General features: G+C 58.9%; 25 protein-coding genes and 2 tRNA genes. 19 read left to right on the plus strand and 8 right to left on the minus strand.

What is annotated here, in order from left to right; genetic code table 11:
* Positions 1-83 precede the first annotated feature (83 nt).
* Together HYPMC_RS02990 and HYPMC_RS02995 are read right to left on the minus strand one after the other, a co-directional pair.
* The gene (locus HYPMC_RS02990; RefSeq protein WP_013946300.1) at positions 84-800 is read right to left on the minus strand and encodes a phosphoribosyltransferase; all 717 of its coding nucleotides are present in this window, start codon (positions 798-800) and stop codon (positions 84-86) included.
* A 208-nt stretch (positions 801-1008) separates the two neighbouring features.
* A tRNA-Thr gene (locus HYPMC_RS02995) sits at positions 1009-1083 on the minus strand.
* A 206-nt stretch (positions 1084-1289) separates the two neighbouring features.
* Here HYPMC_RS02995 and HYPMC_RS03000 point away from each other — a divergent pair.
* The 5 genes from HYPMC_RS03000 to HYPMC_RS03020 all read left to right on the plus strand — a co-directional run bounded on the left by HYPMC_RS03000 (position 1290) and on the right by HYPMC_RS03020 (position 5299).
* Entirely contained in the window at positions 1290-1481 is a 192-nt protein-coding gene (locus tag HYPMC_RS03000; RefSeq protein ID WP_013946301.1) for a hypothetical protein, read from the plus strand.
* A gap of 115 nt (positions 1482-1596) precedes the next feature.
* Positions 1597-2889 (plus strand): UDP-N-acetylglucosamine 1-carboxyvinyltransferase, encoded by a 1293-nt coding sequence (gene murA, locus HYPMC_RS03005; RefSeq protein WP_013946302.1) that lies wholly within the window; start codon positions 1597-1599, stop codon positions 2887-2889.
* A gap of 96 nt (positions 2890-2985) precedes the next feature.
* Complete coding sequence (locus tag HYPMC_RS03010) at positions 2986-3459, plus strand: DUF2948 family protein (protein ID WP_013946303.1); 474 nt, start codon at positions 2986-2988, stop codon at positions 3457-3459.
* 36 nt (positions 3460-3495) lie between these two features.
* Positions 3496-4794: a histidinol dehydrogenase gene (gene hisD, locus HYPMC_RS03015; RefSeq protein WP_013946304.1), complete on the plus strand. Its 1299-nt coding sequence runs from the start codon at positions 3496-3498 to the stop codon at positions 4792-4794.
* 7 nt (positions 4795-4801) lie between these two features.
* A complete protein-coding gene (locus HYPMC_RS03020) occupies positions 4802-5299 on the plus strand; it encodes a UPF0262 family protein (RefSeq protein WP_013946305.1) in 498 nt (165 codons plus the stop codon).
* Between the two features lie 10 nt (positions 5300-5309).
* Here the strand turns inward: HYPMC_RS03020 and HYPMC_RS03025 are convergent, their stop codons facing one another.
* Complete coding sequence (locus HYPMC_RS03025) at positions 5310-6590, minus strand: adenylate/guanylate cyclase domain-containing protein (protein ID WP_013946306.1); 1281 nt, start codon at positions 6588-6590, stop codon at positions 5310-5312.
* 30 nt (positions 6591-6620) lie between these two features.
* On the minus strand, positions 6621-7328 hold the full coding sequence (locus HYPMC_RS03030; RefSeq protein ID WP_024275376.1) for a Crp/Fnr family transcriptional regulator: 708 nt from the start codon (positions 7326-7328) through the stop codon (positions 6621-6623).
* 168 nt (positions 7329-7496) lie between these two features.
* Between HYPMC_RS03030 and HYPMC_RS03035 the strand changes: the two genes are divergently transcribed.
* The 4 genes from HYPMC_RS03035 to HYPMC_RS03050 all read left to right on the plus strand — a co-directional run bounded on the left by HYPMC_RS03035 (position 7497) and on the right by HYPMC_RS03050 (position 10329).
* Entirely contained in the window at positions 7497-8231 is a 735-nt protein-coding gene (locus tag HYPMC_RS03035) for a Maf family nucleotide pyrophosphatase (RefSeq protein ID WP_244420967.1), read from the plus strand.
* An 8-nt stretch (positions 8232-8239) separates the two neighbouring features.
* The gene (locus tag HYPMC_RS03040; RefSeq protein ID WP_013946310.1) at positions 8240-8464 is read left to right on the plus strand and encodes a DNA gyrase inhibitor YacG; all 225 of its coding nucleotides are present in this window, start codon (positions 8240-8242) and stop codon (positions 8462-8464) included.
* An 89-nt stretch (positions 8465-8553) separates the two neighbouring features.
* Positions 8554-8629 (plus strand) — tRNA-Phe (locus tag HYPMC_RS03045).
* Between the two features lie 296 nt (positions 8630-8925).
* Positions 8926-10329 (plus strand): molybdopterin-dependent oxidoreductase, encoded by a 1404-nt coding sequence (locus HYPMC_RS03050; protein WP_013946311.1) that lies wholly within the window; start codon positions 8926-8928, stop codon positions 10327-10329.
* 21 nt (positions 10330-10350) lie between these two features.
* On the opposite strand, the gene HYPMC_RS03055 is transcribed toward HYPMC_RS03050, so the two are convergent.
* The gene (locus HYPMC_RS03055) at positions 10351-11283 is read right to left on the minus strand and encodes a hypothetical protein (RefSeq protein WP_013946312.1); all 933 of its coding nucleotides are present in this window, start codon (positions 11281-11283) and stop codon (positions 10351-10353) included.
* 356 nt (positions 11284-11639) lie between these two features.
* Positions 11640-11921, minus strand: coding sequence for a hypothetical protein (locus HYPMC_RS03060; RefSeq protein ID WP_013946313.1), 282 nt, complete (start codon positions 11919-11921; stop codon positions 11640-11642).
* 458 nt (positions 11922-12379) lie between these two features.
* Here HYPMC_RS03060 and HYPMC_RS03065 point away from each other — a divergent pair, with 458 nt between their 5' ends.
* The 4 genes from HYPMC_RS03065 (at position 12380) to HYPMC_RS03080 (ending at position 15810) form a co-directional block, all read left to right on the plus strand.
* The gene (locus tag HYPMC_RS03065) at positions 12380-13639 is read left to right on the plus strand and encodes a cupin domain-containing protein (RefSeq protein WP_013946314.1); all 1260 of its coding nucleotides are present in this window, start codon (positions 12380-12382) and stop codon (positions 13637-13639) included.
* Between the two features lie 97 nt (positions 13640-13736).
* Positions 13737-14228: a hypothetical protein gene (locus HYPMC_RS03070; RefSeq protein ID WP_157135388.1), complete on the plus strand. Its 492-nt coding sequence runs from the start codon at positions 13737-13739 to the stop codon at positions 14226-14228.
* 344 nt (positions 14229-14572) lie between these two features.
* Positions 14573-14977 (plus strand): tetratricopeptide repeat protein, encoded by a 405-nt coding sequence (locus tag HYPMC_RS03075; RefSeq protein WP_157135389.1) that lies wholly within the window; start codon positions 14573-14575, stop codon positions 14975-14977.
* A 137-nt stretch (positions 14978-15114) separates the two neighbouring features.
* Positions 15115-15810, plus strand: a complete 696-nt coding sequence (locus HYPMC_RS03080; RefSeq protein WP_013946317.1) for a Crp/Fnr family transcriptional regulator — start codon at positions 15115-15117, stop codon at positions 15808-15810.
* Between the two features lie 4 nt (positions 15811-15814).
* On the opposite strand, the gene HYPMC_RS03085 is transcribed toward HYPMC_RS03080, so the two are convergent.
* Entirely contained in the window at positions 15815-16345 is a 531-nt protein-coding gene (locus tag HYPMC_RS03085; protein ID WP_013946318.1) for a hypothetical protein, read from the minus strand.
* A 104-nt stretch (positions 16346-16449) separates the two neighbouring features.
* Complete coding sequence (locus tag HYPMC_RS03090; protein WP_013946319.1) at positions 16450-16656, minus strand: hypothetical protein; 207 nt, start codon at positions 16654-16656, stop codon at positions 16450-16452.
* A 219-nt stretch (positions 16657-16875) separates the two neighbouring features.
* On the opposite strand from HYPMC_RS03090, the gene HYPMC_RS03095 reads away from it, so the two are divergent.
* The 6 genes from HYPMC_RS03095 (at position 16876) to cobA (ending at position 24232) form a co-directional block, all read left to right on the plus strand.
* A complete protein-coding gene (locus HYPMC_RS03095) occupies positions 16876-17697 on the plus strand; it encodes a rhodanese-related sulfurtransferase (protein WP_013946320.1) in 822 nt (273 codons plus the stop codon).
* 147 nt (positions 17698-17844) lie between these two features.
* Positions 17845-18807: an ABC transporter ATP-binding protein gene (locus tag HYPMC_RS03100; protein WP_013946321.1), complete on the plus strand. Its 963-nt coding sequence runs from the start codon at positions 17845-17847 to the stop codon at positions 18805-18807.
* Positions 18800-19546: an ABC transporter permease subunit gene (locus HYPMC_RS03105; RefSeq protein ID WP_013946322.1), complete on the plus strand. Its 747-nt coding sequence runs from the start codon at positions 18800-18802 to the stop codon at positions 19544-19546. The genes HYPMC_RS03100 and HYPMC_RS03105 overlap by 8 nt, the downstream gene beginning before the upstream one ends.
* Positions 19547-19555: 9 nt before the next feature.
* Positions 19556-21586, plus strand: a complete 2031-nt coding sequence (locus HYPMC_RS03110) for a GldG family protein (protein WP_013946323.1) — start codon at positions 19556-19558, stop codon at positions 21584-21586.
* Positions 21587-21598: 12 nt separating this feature from the next.
* Positions 21599-22615 (plus strand): DUF4340 domain-containing protein, encoded by a 1017-nt coding sequence (locus HYPMC_RS03115; protein WP_013946324.1) that lies wholly within the window; start codon positions 21599-21601, stop codon positions 22613-22615.
* Positions 22616-22732: 117 nt separating this feature from the next.
* Positions 22733-24232 carry a uroporphyrinogen-III C-methyltransferase gene (gene cobA / locus HYPMC_RS23070; RefSeq protein ID WP_013946325.1) on the plus strand — a complete coding sequence of 500 codons (1500 nt, stop codon included), beginning with the start codon at positions 22733-22735 and terminating at the stop codon, positions 24230-24232.
* The last annotated feature ends 30 nt before the right edge of the window (positions 24233-24262 follow it).

Raw genomic sequence — 24262 nt, forward strand, 5'->3', positions numbered from 1 at the left:
CAACTTTTACTGCTTGTTGCGGTTATGGCGACGCCGAAATGCGGCCTGCGCGCTTAAGTGGGCATGGCCAAGTTGCGGTGCGCTTAGGTCGGCATTGTCAACATGTCCGGCACCCAGCCCTCCGGCGTCTTGCGGAAGAGGGGACATTTAATCGGCGCGTGAACTAGCGCACGGTATGCCGGGTCGATGTCGCCCAGTGTGCGCTCCCAGACTCTCGTTTCCTTAATGGCTGTCACCACGCCGACGATATTCGCGCCGATTTTTTTCATCAGCTCGAGTTCGGCAGAAACCGTGCCGCCTGTCGAAATGACGTCCTCGACAAGCAACACGCGCTTGCCTTCGAGCCGTTCGAGAAGCCGCGGATCGATGAAAACTGTTTTAGGCTTCAGCGGGCTCGTGATCGAGATCACCGGAACGGAGAGTTCGTCCTCGAACCAGAATTTTCGCGAGTACGACAGCGGCACGTAGTAGGGATGGCCGAGCTTCTTTGCGACGGATGCTGCCAGAACCATGCCGAGCGTCGGCATACCGATGACGACTTCAGCGCCGAGCGGGCGGACGAGATCGGCCATCGCCGTGCTCAAGCGGTCTTCGAGCTCAAAAGAATTCTCGGTAATGCACAGGTAGGCAATCGCGGTGTCAAAGTCCGGCGGGAGAGCGAGAAAGGGCAGGTCCGCCCAGTCGCCGTCGGGCAGCTTGATCGGAAAGCTGTTCGAATACGGCGGGTCTGGCAGGACCTTCAGATCCGCGGCGGGAATGATGCGATCCTTGTAACTGCCGCGGTCGGTGTAGTTCAGCATGGGCAACGATCCCCCTATTCGAGATTGGCTCCAAAGCTTAACAAGCTATTTCGCAAGTGCGAAATAAAGTCGAGCACCAGGTGGCATGATTTGTTGAGGGCCTGCGATGCGACGCGCAGATTCGGACTGGGTGCTTCGGCTGCGGTTTCAGATCAGCGAAAGAGAAGCGTGGCCCGTGATGATCGGCGCTCGCATGATGGGAGCGGTCTGGTGCTGCCGGAGGGGATTGAACTCTCGACCTCTCCCTTACCAAGGGAGTGCTCTACCACTGAGCTACGGCAGCTGATTTGGCGTATCGCCTTTGAGGGCCAACGAACGGAAAATTCAGGCGCGCCAACCGGCGTGCCGGAAATGCTCCTGGCTCGGGCGGGCGGACACTGCCACAAGGCTTGACGGCGAGCAAGCCGGAAAGCCAAGCTATCGACAAGGGGGAGGACGGAGCATGAAGATGCAAGTCTTGCGACACATTCCGAGACGCGCGAAGACTGAATGAGCGGAGATTTGCCGCAAAAACCGCCCGCAAATCCGGGTGCAAAGCCGTCGGCTGCCCAGATGTCCCGGAAGCAGCGCCTCGCCGAGGAGTTGCGCGCCAACCTGAAACGCCGCAAGGCTGCGGCGCGGCGCCACAAAGAGACGGATGGGGACGACGGGGAAACATCGTCCGGCAATCATGAGGACTAAGGCTGCTTCACCCGGAAAAGCGGCTTGCCGAGGGTAATGCTCAACGGATAATCACGCGATCTCGGGCCCACTGGCCGATTCGTGCGGATTTTCCACATGGAGACGATTGGAATTCATGGATCGGATCAGAATTGTCGGCGGCCACGCGCTTCGGGGAAGCATCCCGATTTCCGGCGCCAAGAATGCGGCCTTGCCGCTGCTGATCGCCAGCCTTTTGACGGAAGACCGCCTGACGCTGAAGAACGTCCCCAATCTCGCGGACGTCAATCTTCTGGTGCGGATCCTACGTAATCACGGCGTCGACCTTGCCGTCGATGGCAAGCGTTCGAGCCCGTCGGGCCATCTCGGTGACACCATCCATCTGACGGCGCGCGACATCGTCGATACAACCGCGCCCTATGAAATGGTGTCGCGGATGCGGGCGAGCTTCTGGGTGCTTGGTCCGTTGATCGCCCGAATGGGTGAGGCGCGGGTGTCGCTGCCCGGCGGTTGCGCCATCGGTACACGGCCGGTCGACCTGCATCTCACGGGGCTCAAGGCGCTGGGTGCCGAGATCGACATCGACAGCGGCTACGTCGTCGCCAAGGCACCTAAGGGACTTCGCGGCGCGCATATCGTATTTCCGAAGGTATCGGTCGGCGCCACGCATAATGTGCTGTTGGCTGCCGCTCTCGCCAAGGGCGAGACCGTGATCGAGAATGCAGCGCGCGAGCCCGAGATCGGCGACGTGGCGACGTGCCTCACGAAAATGGGCGCGCATGTCGAAGGTATCGGCACGTCAGTGCTGCGCATTCAGGGCCGCGATCGGCTCGAAGGCGCAGTGCATACGGTGCTGCCCGACCGTATCGAAACCGGAACGTTCGCGATGGCGGTCGCGGCGACGGGCGGCGATGTGCTGCTCGAAGGCGCGCACATTCACGATCTCAAGACTGCGCTCGATGTGCTGGGCGAGACGGGCACGTCGGTCGAGGCGACGGAAACCGGCGTGCGCATTGCGCGCAATGGCGGCGGCATCCGGCCGGTGTCGGTCGAGACGCAGCCGTTTCCAGGATTTCCGACCGACCTGCAGGCACAACTGATGGCGCTTTTGACGTGCGCATCGGGAACGAGCGTCATTCGTGAAACGATCTTCGAGAACCGCTTCATGCACGTGCAGGAATTGGCGCGGCTTGGCGCAGACATCCAGCTCCATGGCGACACGGCGACGATCAAAGGCGTGAAAGCGCTGAAAGGCGCGCCTGTGATGGCGACGGATCTTCGCGCCTCTGTGTCGCTCGTTATTGCGGGGCTTGCGGGTGAGGGTGAGACGGTCATCAACCGTGTTTACCATCTGGATCGCGGCTTCGAGCAACTGGAGCGCAAGCTCAGTGCCTGTGGCGCCGAAATCGAGCGTCTCAGCAGCGGTTGAGGTTCTGCACCAGGAGACGTTGCAGCTTTCGGCGCGTCTTTGTATCACTCGGCTTTTCCCAGCCGCCCGCCTGCTTTGCGGAGACAATCGCGCCAGATGCCGGACCTTAAGCTCATCGCCTTCGATACCTTAGACCTCGGTATCATTTCCGCGCATTTGCAGGATGCAGTGCTGCGCGTCGGCGAGATGACATATTTGCCGAAGGAAAAGCGGTTTGCTGCGATCGTCAATCGTTTCGACTGGGCGAATGCGCTGGGCCATTCGCAGACCGCGCAGGGGCGCAGCGACGAGAATTTCGAGCGTCGCCGGGCTGGTATCCGGTTCGAGCGGGTGAATGCTGCGCAAGTCCAGGGCATTGACTTCAAGGACAAAAGAACAGCGCTCGCGCTGCTGGCCGTTACGTTCGAGCCGAAGGGCGGCGAAGGTTCTCCCGAAGGCGATGTCACGTTGACATTTTCGGGTGGCGCGGCCATTCGGCTGAGCGTCGAATGTATCGAGGTCGAACTGAAAGATCTCGGGGCGGCGTGGGGGACAAAACGCTCTCCTGAGCATCCCGAGGATGCAAGCTGATCTGCTTTTCGATCGCTTCCCAAGGACAGATTGCCGATGCCTGTGCGTCTCAACAACAACGATAACGGTTTCGAAGCACAGTTCGCTGAGCTTCTTGGCCTCAAGCGCGAAGTGTCGGTCGATGTCGATAACACAGTGCGCGAGATCATCGCGGATGTCCGCGAGCGTGGTGACGCGGCGCTCGTCGATCTGACGCAGAAGTTCGATCGTCTCGATCTCAGGAAGGCCGGCATTGCGGTGACGGCCGATGAAATCGAGGCGGCGTATGCGGCGTGTTCGAAAGAGACGCTCGATGCGCTGACGTTCGCATGCAATCGCATTGCCGAGCATCACAAGCGCCAATTGCCCACGGACGATCGCTATACGGACGCCGCGGGTGTCGAGCTTGGGCATCGCTGGACGGCGGTGGAATCCGTTGGGCTTTATGTGCCGGGCGGACTTGCGTCGTATCCGAGCTCAGTTCTGATGAATGCCGTGCCGGCAAAAGTTGCGGGCGTGCCGCGCATCGTCATGGTGGTGCCGTCGCCGAGCGGCGATCTCAATCCGCTCGTGCTAGCGGCGGCAAAAATTTCCGGCGTCTCGGAAATCTATCGCATCGGCGGCGCGCAGGCCGTGGCCGCGCTCGCTTACGGCACGGAGACGATCAAGCCGGTCGTAAAAATTGTCGGGCCTGGCAATGCCTATGTCGCAGCGGCGAAGCGGCAGGTGTTCGGCGTCGTTGGCATCGATTCCATCGCGGGACCGTCGGAAGTTCTGGTGATCGCCGACAAGAACAACAATCCGGAATGGATCGCCGCTGATCTTCTGGCGCAGGCCGAGCACGATACGGCGGCGCAGTCGATTTTGATGACGGACGATGCGGAGTTCGCAAACGCCGTCGAAAAGGCCGTGAAGCGCCAGCTCGAAACGCTGCCGCGCGGAAATATCGCGGGCGAAAGCTGGAACACGTACGGCGCGACGATCATTCTAGGATCGCTTGGCGAGGCTGTGCCGTTGGCCGATCGGATCGCTGCCGAACATCTGGAGATTGCAACCGCAGACGCCGAAGATCTCGCGAAACGAATTCGTAACGCGGGTGCTGTTTTCATCGGGAGTGTGACGCCGGAAGTGATCGGCGATTATGTTTCGGGATCGAACCATGTGTTGCCTACGGCGCGGAGCGCGCGGTTCTCATCCGGGCTTGGCGTTCTCGACTTCATGAAGCGGACGTCGATCCTGAAGCTCGATGCGGCGGCGCTGTCAAAACTTGGCCCTGCTGCGATGACGCTTGCTCGCTCGGAAGGGCTCGAAGGGCATCGGCGTTCCGTGGAAATCCGGCTCGAAAAAGCAGGTTAAAAACGAGATGGACCAAACCGTCGCTTCACCGGAAAAGAGCCGGGACCGGCTGATTGAGATCACGCTCGATGCAAAATCGCTCGGGCGGGCTAACTCGAATATCGAGCATGAACGCGAAGTCGCGATCTTCGATATCCTCGACGGGAACAGCTTTCGCGTCGAGGACATGAATGCTGGTCCCTACAAGCTGCATCTGTCGCTGACGGAGGAGCGCCTCGTTCTGGCAATTTCTCCAGCTGAAGGCGGTGATCCGGTTGAACTGGGTATGGCGCTGGCTCCGCTCAAGCGGATCGTGAAAGATTATTTCATGATCTGCGAGTCGTACTACGAAGCAGTGCGAACAGCGCCGCCGGCGCGTATTCAGGCCATCGACGTCAGCCGTCGCGCGCTGCACGACGAAGGCAGTGTGTTGCTCAAGGAAAAGCTGTTGCCGCGGATCGTCGTTGATGAAGATACGGCGCGGCGGCTATTCACACTCGTTTGCTCGCTGCACTGGAAGGGATGAGCGGGCACGATCATTTGCGGGCGAGCAGATACCAGGAGGTCTGCTGGCCGACGCCTTTGATCTCGATATCGGCGCGCGGTTCTAAAACGAACGTGCTTTGCAGCGCGCCCGCGCATGTCGGGCAGATGGCGATAAAGCCTGGTGTGCTCGATTGTTCCAGACGGCTCGCGAGATTGACCGGATCGCCCCACACGTCATAGCTGAATTTATTCTTGCCGATGATGCCTGCCATCATCGGGCCTGATGCCATGCCGACGCGAACGCTGATTGGAATATTTTCCTCAATGCTAATGCGTTTCACTGCCGTGACGATGTCAAGTGCGGTGGCCGCAAGCGCTTCGACATGGTCTTTGCGAGGGACGGGTACGCCAGAGGCGACCATGTAGGCATCGCCGATGGTCTTGATTTTTTCGACGCCGTGGTGATCCGCGATTTCGTCGAAGGCGATGACCAGGTGATTGAGAAGCGCGACCGTTTTTTCCGGGCCGAGGCCGCGCGCCATGCCGACGAAGCCGGTGATGTCGGCGAAAAGCACCGAGGCTTCGGAAAAGCCGTCAGCGATCGTTTCGCCTGGTGCTTCCTTGAGGCGCTCGACCACGCTGTCGGGCAAGACGTTGCGGAGGACCGTCTCGGTTTCGGCCTTGGCACGCTCGAACAGGCTGAAGGCATAATAAACGCAAGCGGCGATCAGTCCGAACGTCGTCACGGCGGCCTGGACGTAGAGCGAGTTGATGGTCTTCTCGTCTGCTCGAAACTTGGCGGCTTCCATGGGAAACGAGAACCAGACGAACAGGTGTAGGATCAGCGCCAGCCAAACGATGGCGATGATGATCCGGAAGCGCCGGGCTTCAAAAATGACGAACGGCGCGGCGGCGGCGATCACGTATTGCAGCGGTGCACCGCCCATCCGTCCGAAAAATGCGGTGAACCCGATGAGAGCGGAAAACTCGGCGACGACGAGCAGCAGTCCGCCAGCGATCTCGTTGTAGCGATGCATGAGCGGCACGAGAGCGACGATCAGCGCGACGCCTAAGTTGATATAGACGGCGGGCAGCATCTCTTTCACGCCAGAGGCCCAGAGCTGGGCTGCATAGATGCAGGTCGTGACGACAACGAGCGCCGAGAATACATTGACGATCTTGAGGCGACGCTGGATGTCCGGCGGATAGCCTTTGATGCCGATGTTGGATATCCGGCGAATAAAACTGCGGATGCCATCGAAAGCGGTTTTCATCCACCCAACTGCCAGCGTAGGCAGGGCACGCCGCTTTTGCCGATCAACGATCGTCATGTGCTTGGTCCGGCGATTGCGGCAAGACGACTAATCTCTGTCGTCGAGGCGGCCGATGCCGCTCAGTGCCGCGATGTTGCAAATGACCTGTTGGCCTCGACGCTCGATGGCGCCTTCCTGTTCGAGCATGCCCAACGCGGCGTTGACCTTCGGACGGCTGGCGCCGACGAGCAGGGCGAGCTCGCTTTGTGAAATGGGGAGGGCAAGCGAAACTTTCTCGGCTTTTCCGGCCGGGTCCTTCTGGCGAACAGATGCAAGGAAAAAGCGCGCAAGCCGGGCTTCGATCGGATGCAGGGCGATTGCTTCCAGTTGCTCATCGGCATCGCGCAGACGGCCGGCAAGAAAACGCACCGCGGCTTCGCCGACGGAGGGCTGTGTTCCGAGCAGCCGGACGAACGCGGCTTTCGACAGCATCAACGTTTCGACCTTGTTGACGGCGGTCGCGTCGGCGGAGCGGGGAAGGCCGTCGAAGACCGCCAACTCGCCGAAGATCGAAGGGGCCTCGACATGCGCAAAAGATAGTTCGCGGCCATCGGACGTCAGGACCGAAAGCCGGACGCGGCCCTTGGTGACGATATGAAGCTCTAAACCGGCCTGACCGCGCGAAAAGATGATCTGGCCGGGCTCATAGGCGGAATCACGAAGCTCTGCCGCGACAGCCTTTCGGCTCGATTCGTCGAGCGTGCCGAAAAGCGGCGTCCTGGCAAGTACGTCGGCGGGGTCTGGTTTCAGAGCCATTGCGGCCATCAAATCTGGGAAAGATCAGGCTATTCATGCCCTGTTTTGTTGCCGCCTGCAACGCATGGGGCTGGGACTTGCAAAGGCTGGGACGACGGCCGCATTGTTCGCCTCGTGTGTGTCGCCTTTATTCTATCGCCTGTGGTCACGGTTATGATAACGACGCTCATGAGCAGTTTATTGCCCGTCTTTGCCCGGACCGGCGTGCCCGGACGAGAAACGCTGCGGCGCACGCTGTCGCGCGAGCGATCGGAGACGAACGCCGCTATCGAGCGGCCGCAGCTTGTGCTCGCCAGCGCCAGTCCCCGCCGGGTTACGCTTCTGGCTCAGGTCGGGGTGAACCCGGATGCACTGCGTCCCGCCTCTATCGACGAGACGCCGAAGCGCGGAGAAATGCCGCGTGCCCTGGTGTCCCGGCTGGCCCGCGCCAAGGCGGAAGTGGCACGCGCGCAAATCGCCAACGATCCGGAGCTTGCAGGCGCCTACATTTTAGCCGCCGATACAGTCGTTGCGATGGGTCGCAAGATTCTGATGAAGCCGGCGCACATCGAAGAGGCGATGGCGTCGCTACAACTTCTTTCGGGCCGGACACACAAGGTCCAGACCTGCATTTGCCTGATTACGCCGGACGATCGCGTACGGACGAAGATCGTCGATACGCGGGTGCGCTTCCGCTATCTCAATAAGGCGGAGCTTGAATCCTACATCGCCTCGCGTGAATGGCGCGGCAAAGCCGGCGGATACGCCATTCAGGGCTTGGCCGGTTGCTTCGTGCAGCGGCTGATTGGCTCTTATACGAACGTGGTTGGCCTGCCCTTGACGGAAGTCGTGGGGCTTCTCAATTCCGAGAAGTTCCCGATCCAGTACAACTGGCTGAAATACGCCGAAGTCGACCGCGATTGAGTTTCGTTATGTCCGCTGCCAAGTCCGGAGCGAAGCCGCTCAAGTGCCCGATCTGCGGCAAGGAGGCTGCCGAGGCCTATCGGCCGTTCTGCTCTAAGCGCTGTGCCGATATCGACCTCGCGCGGTGGTTTACGGGCGGTTATGCCATTGCCGGACGGGACGAAGACGAGGGCGACAACGCGACGCCGCCCGAGAACGGTAAGCGTTCGGGGGACGAAGACGAGGGGGTATAAAAAAGCCTTGCGAGAGGCGCTTGCATACCGCCAATCGCCCCCCTATAAGGACCGCCTACTTCGTTCGGGGCTCTGCGCCGCGGAGGCAGGCCCAGGTAGCTCAGTTGGTAGAGCATGCGACTGAAAATCGCAGTGTCGGCAGTTCAATTCTGCCCCTGGGCACCATTGCCCAACGCATTCTTTGAATTCCTCGCTAAAATTCGTTCAGCAGAACACGGCCTCAAGCCGGAAAATCTGGCGTCCTTGTACGTACGGGGCGGAATGCTCGCGACGGCCGCATAAAAGCATGGTCGTGCCTATCGTTGATCACTCATTGTAACGGCGGAGCAGAGGCTGTTAGGCTTCGCCTTCCCCGTGAAGTGCAGTGCGCCCCTCCACTACACTTTCGCGATCGGCCGCGTGTCGGCGTTCACAAATGAAATCCAGTACGTCCGGGTATTCGACCGGAGACGGAGAGATTTATGAACCACGACGTCATTTCTCGTCGCGAGCACGACGGTGATAGCTCGGCGATCGACCGCCGTCGTTTTTTTCTTGGCGCTACGGGGGTCACAGCGGCAGGGATGCTGGCTGCGAACAATGTGAGCGCGGCTGCTCAGGCAGTATCCGCGCCGGAGAAGCCGAGACTAAGTTTTCGGCATGGCGGCAGTGGGCCATCCCGTTATCATCCCTCGTTCGTGAAGGACGTCGGTCTGCTCACCGACCTCAACGCCACGAACCAAGGAGGGGCGTGGTGGAACTTCGATACGTACATTACGCCAGTCGAAGAATTCTACATTCGCAACGAATATCCGACCCCGCGTGCGGAGATCGATCAGCGCGTCGATCCGCGATTCTGGCGTCTCAAAATCCATGGCGACGCGATCGAGCGGCCGCTTGAACTCACATACGATGACATCCTCAGGATGCCGTCGCGGTCGATCGTCAGCGTCATGCAGTGTGCTGGGAATGGCCGGTCGCTGTTTTGGGAACAGCAGGACATGCTGTCGTCGCCAACCAAGGTATCAGGAAACGGCTGGGGGCTTGGCGGCGTAGGACAGGCAGAATGGCAGTACGTACCGATGAGCGAGATTCTCGGCCGCGTCGGCCTGAAGGCCAATGCCAAGAGCGTGCTTTTCTGGTCGGGAGTCGATGGCAAGGCGCCGAACATTCAATCCGATACCGGCAGACCGCTTCCAATCAGTGAACTGATCGAGCGCGGCGAGGACATCGGCCTGGCCTTCAAGATGAACGGCATGCCGTTGCCACCGGATCACGGCGCACCAGTCCGGGCTCTCGTGCCGGGCTGGTGTGGCGGCGCATCGACGAAATGGCTAACCGAAATCAAAATTGCGTCGCACGATTTCTGGGTGCGGTTGAACACAATTGGCCACTCCATGGTTGGGCCAGACTATCCGCCGCCGAAACCGTCCAGCGAAGACGAGTTTAGATTTGTCACGCCGAAGAACGTCATCGGTGTTCCGGTGACATGGCATACATCGCGGTCCATGCTTGCAATACCGTTGGTGCTCGCCAAGCAACCGCAGATGCCATCCAACTATCCCCTCGATCGCGGCAAACTTCCGGTCATGCCGTCGGGTCCGCAAACATTACGAGGATATGCTTGGGCGCCGCACTGGGGCGTGAAACGCGTCGATGTGCGCGTCAACGGCGGCCAATGGGAGCCAGCGCGCATCATCGATCATCAGCCTAACCGCTATACTTGGGTGAGGTTCGAAGTCCCGTTGTCGCCTCTACCGGGGACATATCTCATCGAAACGTGCGTGGTCGATGGGCGGGGCGATCGCCAACCTGCGCGGGTGCCCTATAATGCGGGCGGCTATGATTTTTCCGCCATTCCCAAATTCTTCGTTCGATTTTCCTGAGATTTTCGGATGCAGAGAGGTTCACTGCGATTGGCGTGCAGCTATTTCCGTGAGCGAAGCTCTGCTCAGACCAGGACGTGAGACTTCCGGGTTTGCTGCTCTTCTGTTGTTGTCCTGCACAGCGCGCATATACGCCCACAGATAGGGCTCGTAATTCCTTGCGAAGGATGCTCCGACCCGAGGATTGAGTTCGAAAATCATCGGCGTCTCATCTTTGAGCTTAAAGTTAAAGCATGCGCATCCGGTGTAAGAGAGGTCTGCGAAAATGCTGGCAAGCTCCGATGGTATGTACCCGCCTAAGTCTTCAACGCAGAACGGATGGTTTTGCGCCGACTTTGTGTAAGTATCACTGTTGAACAGATATTTGTATGTTTTCACGTAAACCAGACGGCCGGCGACGCAGATCGCGTGCGTAGCATATTCCTCGGCACCTGGAACGTACTCTTGAAAATAGAAGTCGGGATCGTGGATCCTATCCGTCTCTGACCTCTTCGTGATGATGCGGGTATGGATTCCATATTCATCGACGCGCCGCTTTTGAATGAAGGGCAATTCCAATTCGCTCGGTGAGCCTACGCGTGGAATGCAGTTCGCATATCCACACTCCATCATCAGCGCGTTGAAGACGATCTTATCGTCTATTGCTTTTGCGATGTGCTCTTCTGGAAAGATGCATTTGTGCCGAACCTGCGGGCAATCTCGCAGTATGGCGTAGTCTTCCATTGAGAATGGCAATATGAAATCGAATTCCGATTCCAGCACAGTATCTCGATTGAATTCTTTTTCCAGGAATGTGATTTTCGGCCGTGTTCCGATCGGCTCGGGCGCCGCGACAGTGCGGGGACGTTTCCAAAAGTGTTTTTTCTTTTTTTGGGGCGGTGCTGTCAGGCAAGCATGCTTAGTCGTGAGAATTTCTCGCCAATCGCGTCGGCCGCCCAGCAATATTGTCGGCATCGCTCACTCCGAAAAATATAACGATCCGTATACGCTGGCATATGTCTTATGGGCTAGTCTATCTGTGCAGAGATAAATGTTTGTGTTGGGATCTTTGTCTCGTTCAATAGGGAAAACACGCACAGCCGTTGCGGGATTTTCTCTCTGATCTGGGCAGATTATGCATCTGCAGTGCGATTGACTCATGAACTGATGACGCTGTGCTCGGTAATGGCGCTCTCGGCCATCGCACATGCTGCCCGCAATACAGGCTAACTGACAGGCGTTTTTCAACGTTGCATTAAACAAAAAAGAAAAACCCGCCGGGAGGAGCGGCGGGTTTTTTAGGACAAGCGAGGGTCTGCTATCGTTAGTGGTTAGTGAGGGATCTGCTCGTACTGAAGGCGGACGAGCGAGTCATCGTGACCGCGCGAGGCCGAGGCATCAACATCCGGCTGAGCCGAGTTGCCGTACTGCTGCAGCTGCTGCTGGACGATCGATGCGTCTGAACCGTTTTCTGCACCCGAGTAGCTCGGGACGCCGCGATCGCTGATCTGCTGGTTCACGATTTCCGGAAGCGATTCGGCGTTTGCGGGGACACCGTAAAGAGCGAACGCACCGGCAACGACTGCGAGGGAAAGAATCTTGTGCATTGACATAGCCATTACTCCCAAAGAGCTTTGATTTATTTTCCGCTGCTTTCGGGTCTCATTGGCTCGTGAGCAGCTGACCGATAATTTGGTCCGCTCACGTTTCTTTCGCTATCGCACAAAGGTTCGTAAAACGGCGACGTTGGGATGAGTGCAGGAGACAATCGTTTCTGAACGCTATACGTAGGTATATTGCGCCAACCGCGGCGCGTGCGGATTATCCATGCGATGCGGCCTGAATGGGCGCTGATGCCTTCAATTTCAGATTTCCAATTTTAGAATTCGGCAGCCGACTATCATCGATCCGGTTTCTTGGTCTGATCGCCGTTCGTGCTAATCCGCAACCGCCCCGGCGAATATGAAAGAATGTTGCCTTTTGCCCCACTACCTTCGTCGCACTTCGGATCGGCGGCGTGGTCAATGGTCTCCGCTGATGGTTGCCTTGCATCTCGATTGGAGCGTGTCTCATGAACGAAATCTCCCGCAGAAATATTCTCGCGATCGCGGCGGCGACCGGCACGTTGGCATCTTCAGCGGCAGCGCGTGCAGCGACGTTTGGAAATCCCGATCAGCCGGCTGAAGGCGCAATCAACGCCAATCCTGGTGGGCTGTCGGATCCGGGTCCTAAGAACCCGATCATCAATAGTCAGTTTCCGTCTTTCGAAAGTCCGCCGCCAACGGATGTCGGCGGCATGCCGCTCTTCTGGGGATCGTTCAACAATGCGCAGAAGCGCATCCAGAATGGTGGATGGGCTCGGCAGTTAACGCAGGCCGACTTCGCTATTTCCGAGGCGGTGTCGGGTGTGAATATGCGGCTTGGGCCGGGCGGTGTTCGCGAGATGCACTGGCACTTGGCAGCCGAGTGGGCGATCATGACGAACGGCCGCTGCCGCGTGACCGTTCTTGACCCGGAGGGTCATGCCTACGTTGATGACGTTGGACCGGGCGATCTTTGGTATTTTCCGGCGGGCTTCCCGCACTCGCTTCAGGGCCTTGGTCCTGACGGGGCAGAGTTCGTGCTGGTTTTCGACGAAGGCCGGCAATCGGAATACAGCACGTTGCTGGTCACCGATTGGCTTGCGCATACGCCACCCGATGTCTTGGCTGCAAATTTTGGCGTGCCGAAAGACGTCTTCAAGAATATTCCGCTGCAGGATCTCTGGATATTCCAGGGCAAGGAGCCGGGGCCGCTCGCTGCCGATCAAGCGGCTGTCGCGTCGGGCGGGACGCCGCCCAATCCGTTTACCTTTAAGCTCGGATCGTCGAAGCCGGTCAAAGCCAATCCTTCGGGTGAACTGCGCATGGCCGACAGTTCGATCTTCAAAGCCTCAAAGACGATCGCTGCGGCGATGGAGGTTTTGAAGCCGGGCGCCGTGCGTGAAATGCACTGGCATCCGAACGCAGACGAGTGGCAGTACTGGATGGAAGGCGAGGGCCGCATGACTGTGTTCGATGCCGGACCGCATGCTGTCACGGCTGACTTCAGGCCGGGGGACGTCGGCTACGTCAAGAAGAGCCAAGGGCATGTGATTCAGAACGTCGGCAAGACCGACCTCAAGTTCATGGCTGTCTTCAAAGTCCCCGACTATCAGGAGATCAGCCTATCCGATTGGCTGACCCATACGCCGCCGTCTCTTGTGGCGCAGCACCTCAACATCGATGTCGCAGACATCGCGAAATTCCCAAGCGACGCGCCGGGAATCGTACCGGGCAAGGTGCCCGGGTAGTTCCCGGCATCGGCGCCGAACCATCATAATAAATCATTGGACTATGGCCGGCCCGGCGTACAAGACCGCGGCGGCCATGGTTTCTTCCGGTTTAAACATGTCTCGAATCTTTGCAGCGCTCATCGCGGGCGCCATCGCGATTACGCTAAATTCGCTGCTGCTGCGCGCTGCCGATCTCATTTCGCTGGCGACGGCGCATGGTGGATTGTTCCGGCTGCTCCAGATAACGACCGGCATTCACTTGCCCGCGACGACTGCATTCCGATGGGAATTTCACGCGGCCGTCGGCGTGGCGATGGCTATCGTTTATGCGTTCGTTCTGGAGCCCTACCTTCCAGGTTCTTCCGTTATGAAGGGGCTTCTCTATGCCCTTGCCGTATGGGTGCTCAACGCCGCGGTGGTGTTGCCGCTCACGGGTGAAGGGTTCGCTGGGTCGCGGCATCTGACGGTTGCGGGCATGGCTTGGTTTGCCGCGGCGCATACCGCATTTTTCGTCTGCCTTGCGCTGTTCTATGCGCGCTTTTTCGGCAAAGCGCGTGCCCGCGGCGCGAGCGGGCGGCAGGGGAGACTTATGGTCGATGGCGGCTAAAGTCGGCGTTTTTAACGTGACACAAATCAAACGTGCATAAATTCGTTCTGTTATGGAATTTTTATCCGCGCCGCGTGATGCTGGGTCTTGAGACTGTGCTGGCGCGCGACATATTTCGAGAGGCCGCATAGTTCAGCGCCAAATGTTTCGGACGCTGTCCTGCAAGGAACAGTCGGTCCAGTGAGTAGCAAGGCCGTGTACCCGTGAGACGTGTCGTCTATCCAATATTGGCAATTGTAGCGGTCATTCCGGCCGCCGGGCGAGCTGACGCTATTGCGGATTGTAACGACAGTGCCAATCTGGCCCGGCAAATTCGCGGTTGCACGAAAGTGATCGGGCGCACGATGCTCGGCGATCCGCTGTCCACGGCTTATATGAACCGCGGCATTGCCTACGCCCAGCAGCATCAGCTGAAGAAGGCTATTGCGGATTTTACGTCATCGATCGACGCCAACGGGGCCAACAATTTCGCGTATTACAATCGCGGGAATGTTTATCTCGATCTGGGCAAGCCTGATCGGGCGATTCCCGATTATTCGCGCGCGATTGAGTTGGCGCCAGACATGTCTCCCGCATTTCTGAATCGAGGGCTCGCCAACGAGATGATCGGCGACCGGACAGCCAGCATATCCGACTTCCGTGCGGCCTTGGCGCTGGAGCCGACGCTTTATGCAGCGGCGGAAGGCTTAAAACGTCTGGGCGCCGATGCAAATGGCCCTTCGCAGGCGGGCGCCCAGCCAGGCGAATAGCTAACGCATTGCTATCGCGCAACTTTTTCGCTGTTACAAACAATTACAAACCGTTACGCCAGCCGCATATGTGGCGAACGAACGGTCGCTAGAACCCCTGACATACCGCAGACAGTCGGCATTGCAGGAGGTTGGACATGCTGGGCGCTTCTCAGGTCATCGGAGCTAATTCCCACGGGGCACACATTGCGGCCTCGGCTGCCAGTTCTTCAAGCGACAGTTCTGCAGATCGTTTTGAGCGTGGGACGATCCGGCGTATCGAAGCCAAAGAGCATGTTTTCTGCGATGGCGATCCGCGGACCCACGTTTTCCGCATCGAAGAAGGCGTGATTGCGCTCTCCAAGCTGCTCGGTGATGGCCGGCGGCAGATCATCGAATTTGCATATCCCGGCGATTACATCGGCCTCGGGACGCTGCGCGAGCATATTTTCGATGCTCAGGCGACGTGCCCGGCGAAAGTGCGGTGCCTGTCGGCGACCGCCCTGGAACAGGAAGCTGCCCGCGATGCTGGGTTGGCACTGAGGCTCTACAAGGCTGTCTCGGCCGAGCTCGCGGCTGCTCGCAGCCTGCTCGTGTCGGTCGGGCAGCAGAGCGCGATGGAGCGGTTGGCGGGCTTCCTTCTGAGCCTTTCCGCCCGGGCCCCTGATGGCGAAGAGAACGTCGTCAAGCTGCCGATGCGCCGTTCCGACATTGCGGATCTCTTGGGTCTCACGATCGAGACGGTCAGCCGGACGATCACGAAGCTGCGCACGATGCACGTCATCGACGTCGTCCGCGGTACGGAAGTTCACATCCTGGACAGCGACCGTTTAGCCGAACTTGCCGGTCAGTGAGGCGTCAGGTTTCCCGAGACTCCGTCGGCGGCGCGCTCAAGGCGGCGGAGTCGTCCAGCTTGGCCAGTGTTTCTGCGGCCTTGCTGCGGGGCGATTTGAGGCTGTGAATGAGGGACCCCAGCAGCGGTAGCAAGACTGAGCTGATCAATACCTCGCTGGCAGGATAGATATAGGCACTAGGCCCTATGGCCGGGCTTCCGACATTTTTCTCAAGGGCCGAGACACTGGATCTCCGCATTTCCTGGGCGACGGCATATTCGCGTCCAGGGCGTTGAAGCATCGCGATGATCGCGACGAGGCTTGCCAGAAGGCAGCCGATGACGCCAACCAATGCCGCGGCGCCGATGCGGCCGAGGCTCTCTTCCAGCAGCCAATAGAGCGCTAAGCCCATAATCGCGAGCCCCAGGACGGCAAGAATGCCGGCGAGGCCATAGAGAACGCCCTTCCTCAACGCATATCGGATGTAGCTGTCCGCAACGACGGCGTCAGCCGTCGCCAGTTTATCGAGGTCGCGGGCAAGACTTGGCAGATCCACGAGATGTCCGTGCAGATATGAGGGCTATGTTGTGCCCCTGGATATATCAGAACGTTTTATAATAAGCGAACGGACGCGAAGCGTCAGTTCAACGAGAACGCTGCTCAGTTCTTCACTTTCCGGTTTGTCTTCCGGTTCATGTACCAATCGGACAGCGTTTCCCAGAATGCGGCGACGGCGACGATGATCGTAATCAGAAATAGTGCAACAACCATCTGGATGACGTCAAAATTGACGGCGTCTTCGGCGACGAACCAGCCTGCGATGGCAGCCGCCAGGAACATCACAGGACGAAGAAGAAGGTTCACCATCTCAAAGGTCTCCAAGACCAATATTTTCCAGCGCTTCTTATAACATGGCTCGAGGACCTAGTGCTTGATTCCGGTCAAGATATTTGCCCGATATTGTTAAGGTTCCGGTGACAGGGAAGGGCTCTTGCACCGGGGCGACGCGGGTCTTAAGGACATGGGCGACCGCATATCGGACAGCCGGGGCGGGCCTTCTCAAACTCAATTGTCGGGACTCATCGCGTGGCCGTCAAAGTCGCTGCCTTCTATAAATTTGTATCGATCGACGATCCGTCGGCGCTTCAAACGTCGCTGCGCGAAGTGTGTGCGGCGCAGGAGATCAAGGGCACCATTCTCGTTGCTAGTGAAGGGATCAACGGCACCGTCTCAGGTGCCAGCGACGCGATCGATACGCTGTTTGCGGCAGTCAGAGCGGACGCGCGCTTTTCCGATCTCGTCGTCAAATTTTCAGAGACGGCGGAGCATCCGTTCCAGCGCCTTAAAGTAAAGATCAAACGCGAGATCGTCACCTTCGGTGTGCCGGGGACAGAGCCGGCCGCCTTAACCGGCGAACTCGTCGAACCGGAAGATTGGAATGCTTTGATTTCCGATCCCGACGTGATCGTCATCGACACGCGTAACGACTACGAATTCGATGTCGGAACGTTCAAAGGCGCGCGCAATCCACAAACGCGATCCTTCACCGAATTTCCCGACTACGTGCGCCGCACGTTGTCAGATAACCGCTCGCAGAAGATTGCGATGTTCTGCACGGGCGGCATCCGATGCGAAAAGGCGAGTTCGTACATGCTTCAGGAAGGCTTCACGAACGTCTACCAACTGCATGGCGGTATCTTACGGTATCTCGAACAGATTGCGCCCGATGAGAGTCTGTGGCGCGGCGAGTGCTTTGTCTTCGATGAGCGCGTTGCGCTGGAACACGGCGTGCGCCCCGGGCAACATACGCTCTGTGTCAAATGTGGATCTCCGATCAAGCGTGCAAGCGAAGGAAATAGCGATCTTTGCGAACGCTGTCGCGATGCGCTCGGTGGCGAAGGCGCGTGAAGTACCTACGTAGAGACGGCGGGAACATCAGGTAATAGGCCGTTTTTGCTGTCTAAAATTTAAGGATATCAAACTTGACCCCTTGGGCTCTTGGCGTCATTCAGCGTTTTCGACTAACGCGCCTTTACCTCACCCAAGGGGATTTCAATGACGGACCTGATCGAAGCCGTCGGACTTGAGAAACAGTTTGGCGAGATCAAAGCCGTTGATGGCATATCGCTCAAAGTTGCAAAGGGCGAAGTTCTAGGATTTCTCGGACCGAACGGCGCCGGTAAGTCCACGACGATGAAGATGATCACCGGCTTTCTCGAACCGGATGCCGGACGGGCCGCAATCTGCGGCGTCGATGTTTTCGAAAATCCGAAAAAAGCCAAAGCCCTGTTCGGTTACGTACCGGAAGGGGCGCCGTCTTACGCGGAAATGACGCCGCGCAGTTTTCTCACATTTATCGCGGAAATTCGCGGTTATCGCGGTGTGGAGCTTACGACACGTATCAATCGCGCGGTCGAGCGTGCGGGTCTCGGTACCGTTTTCGATCAGGTGATCGACACGCTGTCGAAAGGCTACAAGCGCCGCGTCGGCCTCGCGCAGGCCATTCTGCACGATCCGCCCGTGCTGATCATGGATGAGCCGACGGACGGTCTCGATCCGAATCAAAAGCATCACGTTCGCAAGTTGATCAGCGATATGTCTTCGGACAAGGCGATCATCATCTCGACTCATATTCTCGAAGAGGTCGAGGCCGTCTGTTCGCGGGCGATCGTCATCAATCGGGGGCACATCGTCGCCGACGGTACGGCCGACGATCTGATGCAGCGGATGCATTATCACGGCGCGGTATCGCTCAAGGTCATTGCCGAGCGCGGGGACGCCGCGATCGAAGTGCTGTCGAGCGCGAGCAGCGTAGCGAAGGTCGAGACGCTCGGTAAGCCGAACGGCCATTTTCTGCTTCGCGCGATCCCGAAGCAGAAGGAGATGGCCGCGGCCGAGGTGGCGGCGCTGCTTCGCGCGCAGAACATTCCGGTCGATGAGCTTTATGTTGAGCGCGGTCGCCTCGACGATGTCTTCCGACAGATCACCATGCCTGAAGACGGAGGCTCAAATGGTTGAGACTTTCGATAACGCTTGGATTATTGCCAAGCGTGAACTTCGCGGATATTTCGCGACGCCGCTGGCGCTCGTGTTTCTGACGGTCTTCGTAGCCCTGACCGGTGCGCTGACGTTCTATGTCGGCAATTTCTTCGAGCGCGGGCAAGCCGATCTGTTCCCGTTCTTCGCCTATCATCCGTGGCTTTATCTGCTGCTCGTGCCTGCGGTGGCGATGCGGCTTTGGGCGGAAGAGCGCAAGACAGGCACCATCGAACTCTTGATGACGTTGCCGATTACGCCGCTTGAAGCGATCCTCGGCAAGTTTCTTGCGGCATGGGCGTTTATCGGCCTCGCGCTGGTGTTGACGTTTCCGATCTGGATTACGGTCAACATTCTTGGTGATCCGGACAATGGTGTCATTCTAACGAGCTACATCGGCAGCTTTCTGATGGCAGGTGCGTTCCTGGCGATCGGCTCGTTCGTTTCGACGCTGACGAAGAACCAAGTCATTGCCTTTATCGTCGCGTCTCTCATCTGCTTCCTGTTTACGATGAGCGGCTTGGAGATGGTGCAGAGTGGGTTGAGGGCTTGGACGCCGGCGTTCTTCGCGTCTGCCGTTTCGTCGATGAGTTTCCTTTCGCATTTCGAGCAGATCACGCGTGGTGTTCTCGATTTGCCGACACTCATCTTCTTCTTCTCGATGATCGTTTTCTGGCTGTTCGCGACGGTGATCGCGATCGACCAGAAGAAAGCGCAGTGAGGTTTGGCCATGTCGAACGGGTTTGGACCCGTCGCCGGCGCATTCAAAGCGACGGTGGCTTATTTCTCGTCATTCAAGAGATCGACGCTTGCCTGGGGCGGATTGGCGCTTGGCGCTGTTATTCTACTGTCGGTCAACCTTTCCTCGACGATCGGTCTCAAGGCGTGGAGCGCCGACCTTACGCAAGATCGACTATTCACGATTTCGGACGGCACGCGTCAGATCCTGAAGTCGATCGACGAGCCGATCACGGCGCGGCTCTATTTTTCGAAGAACCTTGCCGACGCCTCGCCTGATATCGTGCGCTATTTCGATCGTGTACGTGAGTTGTTCGAGCGCTATCGCGATATCTCGGGCGGCAAGCTGCAGCTTACTATCCTCGATCCCGAGCCGTTCTCGGATGCGGAAGACAAAGCCGTCGAAGGGGGCCTTAGGGGGCTCCGTCTCAACGCGGATGGCGACGTTGGATATTTCGGCCTCGTCGCGACAAACGCGACGGATAATCAGCAGGTCATTCCGTTCTTCGATCCGAGCCGCGAGTCGTATCTCGAATATGATGTCACGAAGCTTATTTACTCGCTTGCCAATCCGAAGAAGCGCACCGTCGGCTTGATGACGTCGCTGCCTCTCGACGGCGGCAAGTCGCCGATGCGGCAGCAACAGACGCAGCCGTGGCTGATGATGGGGCAGATCCGCGAGTTCTTCGACGTCAAACCCATCGACCAGGATGTGAAGGAAATTCCGGCAGGTCTGGACGTATTGATGGTGGCGCAGCCGACGAAGCTGACGCCGGATGCCACTTACGCCATCGATCAGTACGCGCTGAAGGGCGGCAAGGTCTTGATCTTCACCGATCCGGTTTCGGATACGGCGGAGATGCAACTTCTGCAGAACCAGGGCAATGGCGAGAAGGAGTTGACGAAACTTCTCGCGGGTTGGGGCGTGACATACGACGGTTCGAAGGTCGCGACGGATATCAAGCACGCGCGGCGCGTACAGTTCCAGAATCCGCAGACAGGGCAACCGGCGGTCACAGACTTCGTCGCTTGGCTTGGGCTCGATAAATCGAGCATCAATCCGAAAGACGTGCTGTCGGCGGGCATCGATCAGATCAACGTCGCGTCGGCGGGCTTCTTGAGCAAGAAAGACGGCGCGACGGTCGATTTTTCGCCCATTCTGGAGACGAGCGACAGCGCCGAGGCCGTCAACGTGAAGGATGTCGGCTATGGCGCCGATCCGCTTGCGCTGCTGCGCAATTACGTTTCCGGCGGTCACAAACTCGTGCTTGCCGCACGCCTTTCGGGTGACGTGACGTCGGCATTCCCGGACGGTCCCCCGAAAGCCTCGGATGCAGCGGCCAAGAAGGACGAGAAAGACAAGTCTGCTGCTAAAGCCGATACGTCAACGGCGGATGCAGCGAAAAAGGATGCAGCACCCGCCGCCGCGTCGGACACCGCCAAAAACGACCAAGTCAAATCGGGCAAGATCAACATCATCGTCGTTGCCGATACGGACATTCTGGCGGATCAGTTCTGGGTGAATACCAGCCTCGGCCAGGACGTCGCCATTCCAACGGCGCACAACGCTGCGTTCGTTGTCGGGGCGCTTGAAAATCTTTCCGGCAGCAATGCGCTCATCGCGCTGCGCGGGCGCGGCGTCAAAGACCGGCCGTTCACGCTGGTCGACGATCTGCGCCGCGGCGCAGAGCAGAAATTCCGCGCGAAGGAAGAAGCGCTGGAAGACAAGCTGAAGACCACACAAGCGGAGCTGCAGAAAATTCAAGCCTCGGGGAATGGCGGCAGCGCGATCCTTTCCGATAAGGAACAGGAGACCGTCGAGAAGTTCCGCGGCGAGATGGTCGATACGCGGCGTGAACTCCGCAACGTCAAACTCGCGCTTCGCCAGGACATTGATAACCTCAGCGGCTGGCTGAAGTTCGCGAACATCGCTCTTGTGCCGTTGATGCTCGGCATGGCGGCAGTCGGCGTGTCGTGGCGACGGACACGCCAGCGCCGCAAGACACCGAAGAACGAACGCTGAGGAGGACGCGCGATGAAGCCCAAGACCTTCGTAGCTCTGCTCGGTGCAGCTATCCTTTCGCTGGCGGTTGCGGTGACGGCATTCGTGTCGTCGCGGCCTTGGTCGCCGACCGCCATCATCCACGGCGAAGCGGCACTGCCGGCGCTCACTCCAGCGGAAAATAAAATCGCGGTGATCGAAGTCGAGCAAGGCGGCAATACGATCAAGCTTGCGCTGAAGGACGGAAAGTGGGTGGTCGCGAGCCAGCGAGATTATCCGGCGAATGTCGAAGCCGTCCGCAAGCTGCTGCTCAATGCGTCGGAGGCATCGCTCGTCGAACGTAAGACGGCGAAGAAGGATATGCTGCCTATTCTCGGTCTCGGCGATCCGAAAACAAGCTCGTCGCGGCTGATTCGGTTTCTCGATGCGAGCGGACACGCCATTGGCGAGATCGTGGCCGGCAACAGTAAGGCGGATGCGTTCGGAACCAACAAGAACGGCACATATGTTCGCAAGCCGGGGACCGATCAGAGTTGGCTCGCAGACCGGCCGATCGATGCCTCAGCCAAGCTCAGCGATTGGGTGAAGACGCGCGTCGTCGATATTCCGACGAATTCGATCAAGACGGCGTCGATCGAAGTTGCAGGGCAACCGGCCTATCAGATCGATTCGGAGAAGGACGGTTCGCATAAGCTGGCGCAGATGCCGGCCGGCAAGAAGCTCAAGTATGTGAACTCGGTCGATGAGATCATCGAGTCCGCAAGTTATGTCGACTTCCAAGGTGTACGTAAGGCGGACAAATCCGAGACGCTGCCGGACGCTGGGAAGGTGTCGTACGAGACCGACAAGGGCTTAAAAATTCAACTCGACGTCAAGTCGGACGGCAAGCAGGCCTGGGTCGTCGTCACGCCTTCAGGCACCGGCGACGCTAAGAAGCAGGCCGATGATATCGCGGCGCTAACGGCCGGTTGGGAATTTAAGATTCCGGTGGCGAAGGTGTCGGGCCTGCTTAAGAAGCAAGACGATCTGCTGGAAAATACAGGGTCATAACGCCGTAACGCCGCAGGTTTCGGGCCGGAAAGCCGAGCGCTTGCGCGGCGGGCGTCGAATGGTGCTATAGGTCGGGATTGCCGCAACGGCATTTCCGACCGAACGCATTTATTCGCCATGACCGACCGCAAGACCAGCGACCACAATCAGCAGCAGGATGGCCGAGCCTCGCTCGAGCAACTCGTCCGCTGGCGCCGCGATGTCCGCCGTTTCCGGCCGGACCCGGTTCCTGACGAGCTGATCGACCGCCTTCTGCGCCTTGCGGATCTGGCGCCGTCGGTCGGTAACAGCCAACCGTGGCGCATCGTCAACGTGCGTTCGGCCGAAACGCGCACAACCATCATCAAGAATTTCCAAATGGCACGGGACCGGTCGGCTGAAGCCTACGCCGGGGATCAGGCGGATCTTTATAACCGGCTCAAGCTCTCCGGCTTCGATGCTGCGCCGGTGCATCTCGCGGTGTTTTGCGACAGGAGCGCTTTGCAAGGCCACGGTCTCGGCCGGCAGACAATGCCCGAGACGCTCGATCATTCGTGTGCGTGCATGGTGACGGTGCTGTGGCTTGCGGCACGCGAGGCGGGGCTTGGGCTGGGCTGGGTGTCGATCATCGATCCGGCGGAGGTTTCAAAGGCGCTCGATGCACCCGCCGACTGGAAGCTCGTCGGCTATCTTCTGCTCGGCTGGCCGGAGGAAGAGCATCTCGATCCGGAGCTGCAACGTTATGGTTGGCAGCCGCGCACGCCGTTCGAGACCCGCTATTTTGAAGCCGGATCGATAGCGGAGCGGGCCGGCGTGCAGGCTGACGAGCCAAAGGCATCCGGCGTGCCGATGGGAACCGTTACATTGGTTGGTGCCGGTCCGGGCGATCCGGAGCTTTTGACGTTGAAGGCGCTGAAGGCGCTGCAATCGGCCGATGCCGTGCTGTTCGACGACCTTGTGGCCAAGCCGATCCTCGAATTCGTGCGGCCCGGCGCGCGGATGATCGACGTCGGCAAGCGCGGCTATCGCACATCCTGCAAGCAGCCGGACATCAACGCGACGATGGTTTCGCTGGCTCGCGAGGGCCTCAAGGTGGTCCGCCTCAAATCGGGCGATCCGCTGATTTTCGGGCGCGCGGGCGAGGAGATCGAGGCCTGCCGCAGCGCGGGCATTCCGATCAGCATCGTGCCGGGGGTGACGTCGGCGCAGGGTGCGGCCGCCAGCCTCAAAGTTTCGCTGACGAACCGCGATCACGCGCGGCGGCTGCAGTTCATCACGGCGCATGATCGTCGCGGACATCTGCCGGAAGATATCGATTGGAGCGCGGTTGCCGACAGCGCGGCGACGACGGTCATCTACATGCCCAAGCGAACGCTTGCGGAACTGACCGACGTAGCGCTGGTGCACGGCCTCGATCCCAATACGCCGACGATTGCGGTTGCGAATGCGACGCGACCGGACGAGCAGGTTTTTATAGCGACCCTCGCGACGATCGCGGCTGAGCTTCATGCGGCGCATCCGGACGGTCCGGTGCTTGTGATGGTCGGTGAAGCGCTGCGCTACGCGACTGTTCGCGATGTCTCGGAGCAGGCCGATGCTATCGTTGCGGCGCTCGATGTCATGCCGGGGCAGTCATGATGACGTGCCGTGCTCTGTACGTCCTGCCCG

It is taken from the genome of Hyphomicrobium sp. MC1 (genome assembly GCF_000253295.1).
GTDB lineage: Bacteria > Pseudomonadota > Alphaproteobacteria > Rhizobiales > Hyphomicrobiaceae > Hyphomicrobium_B.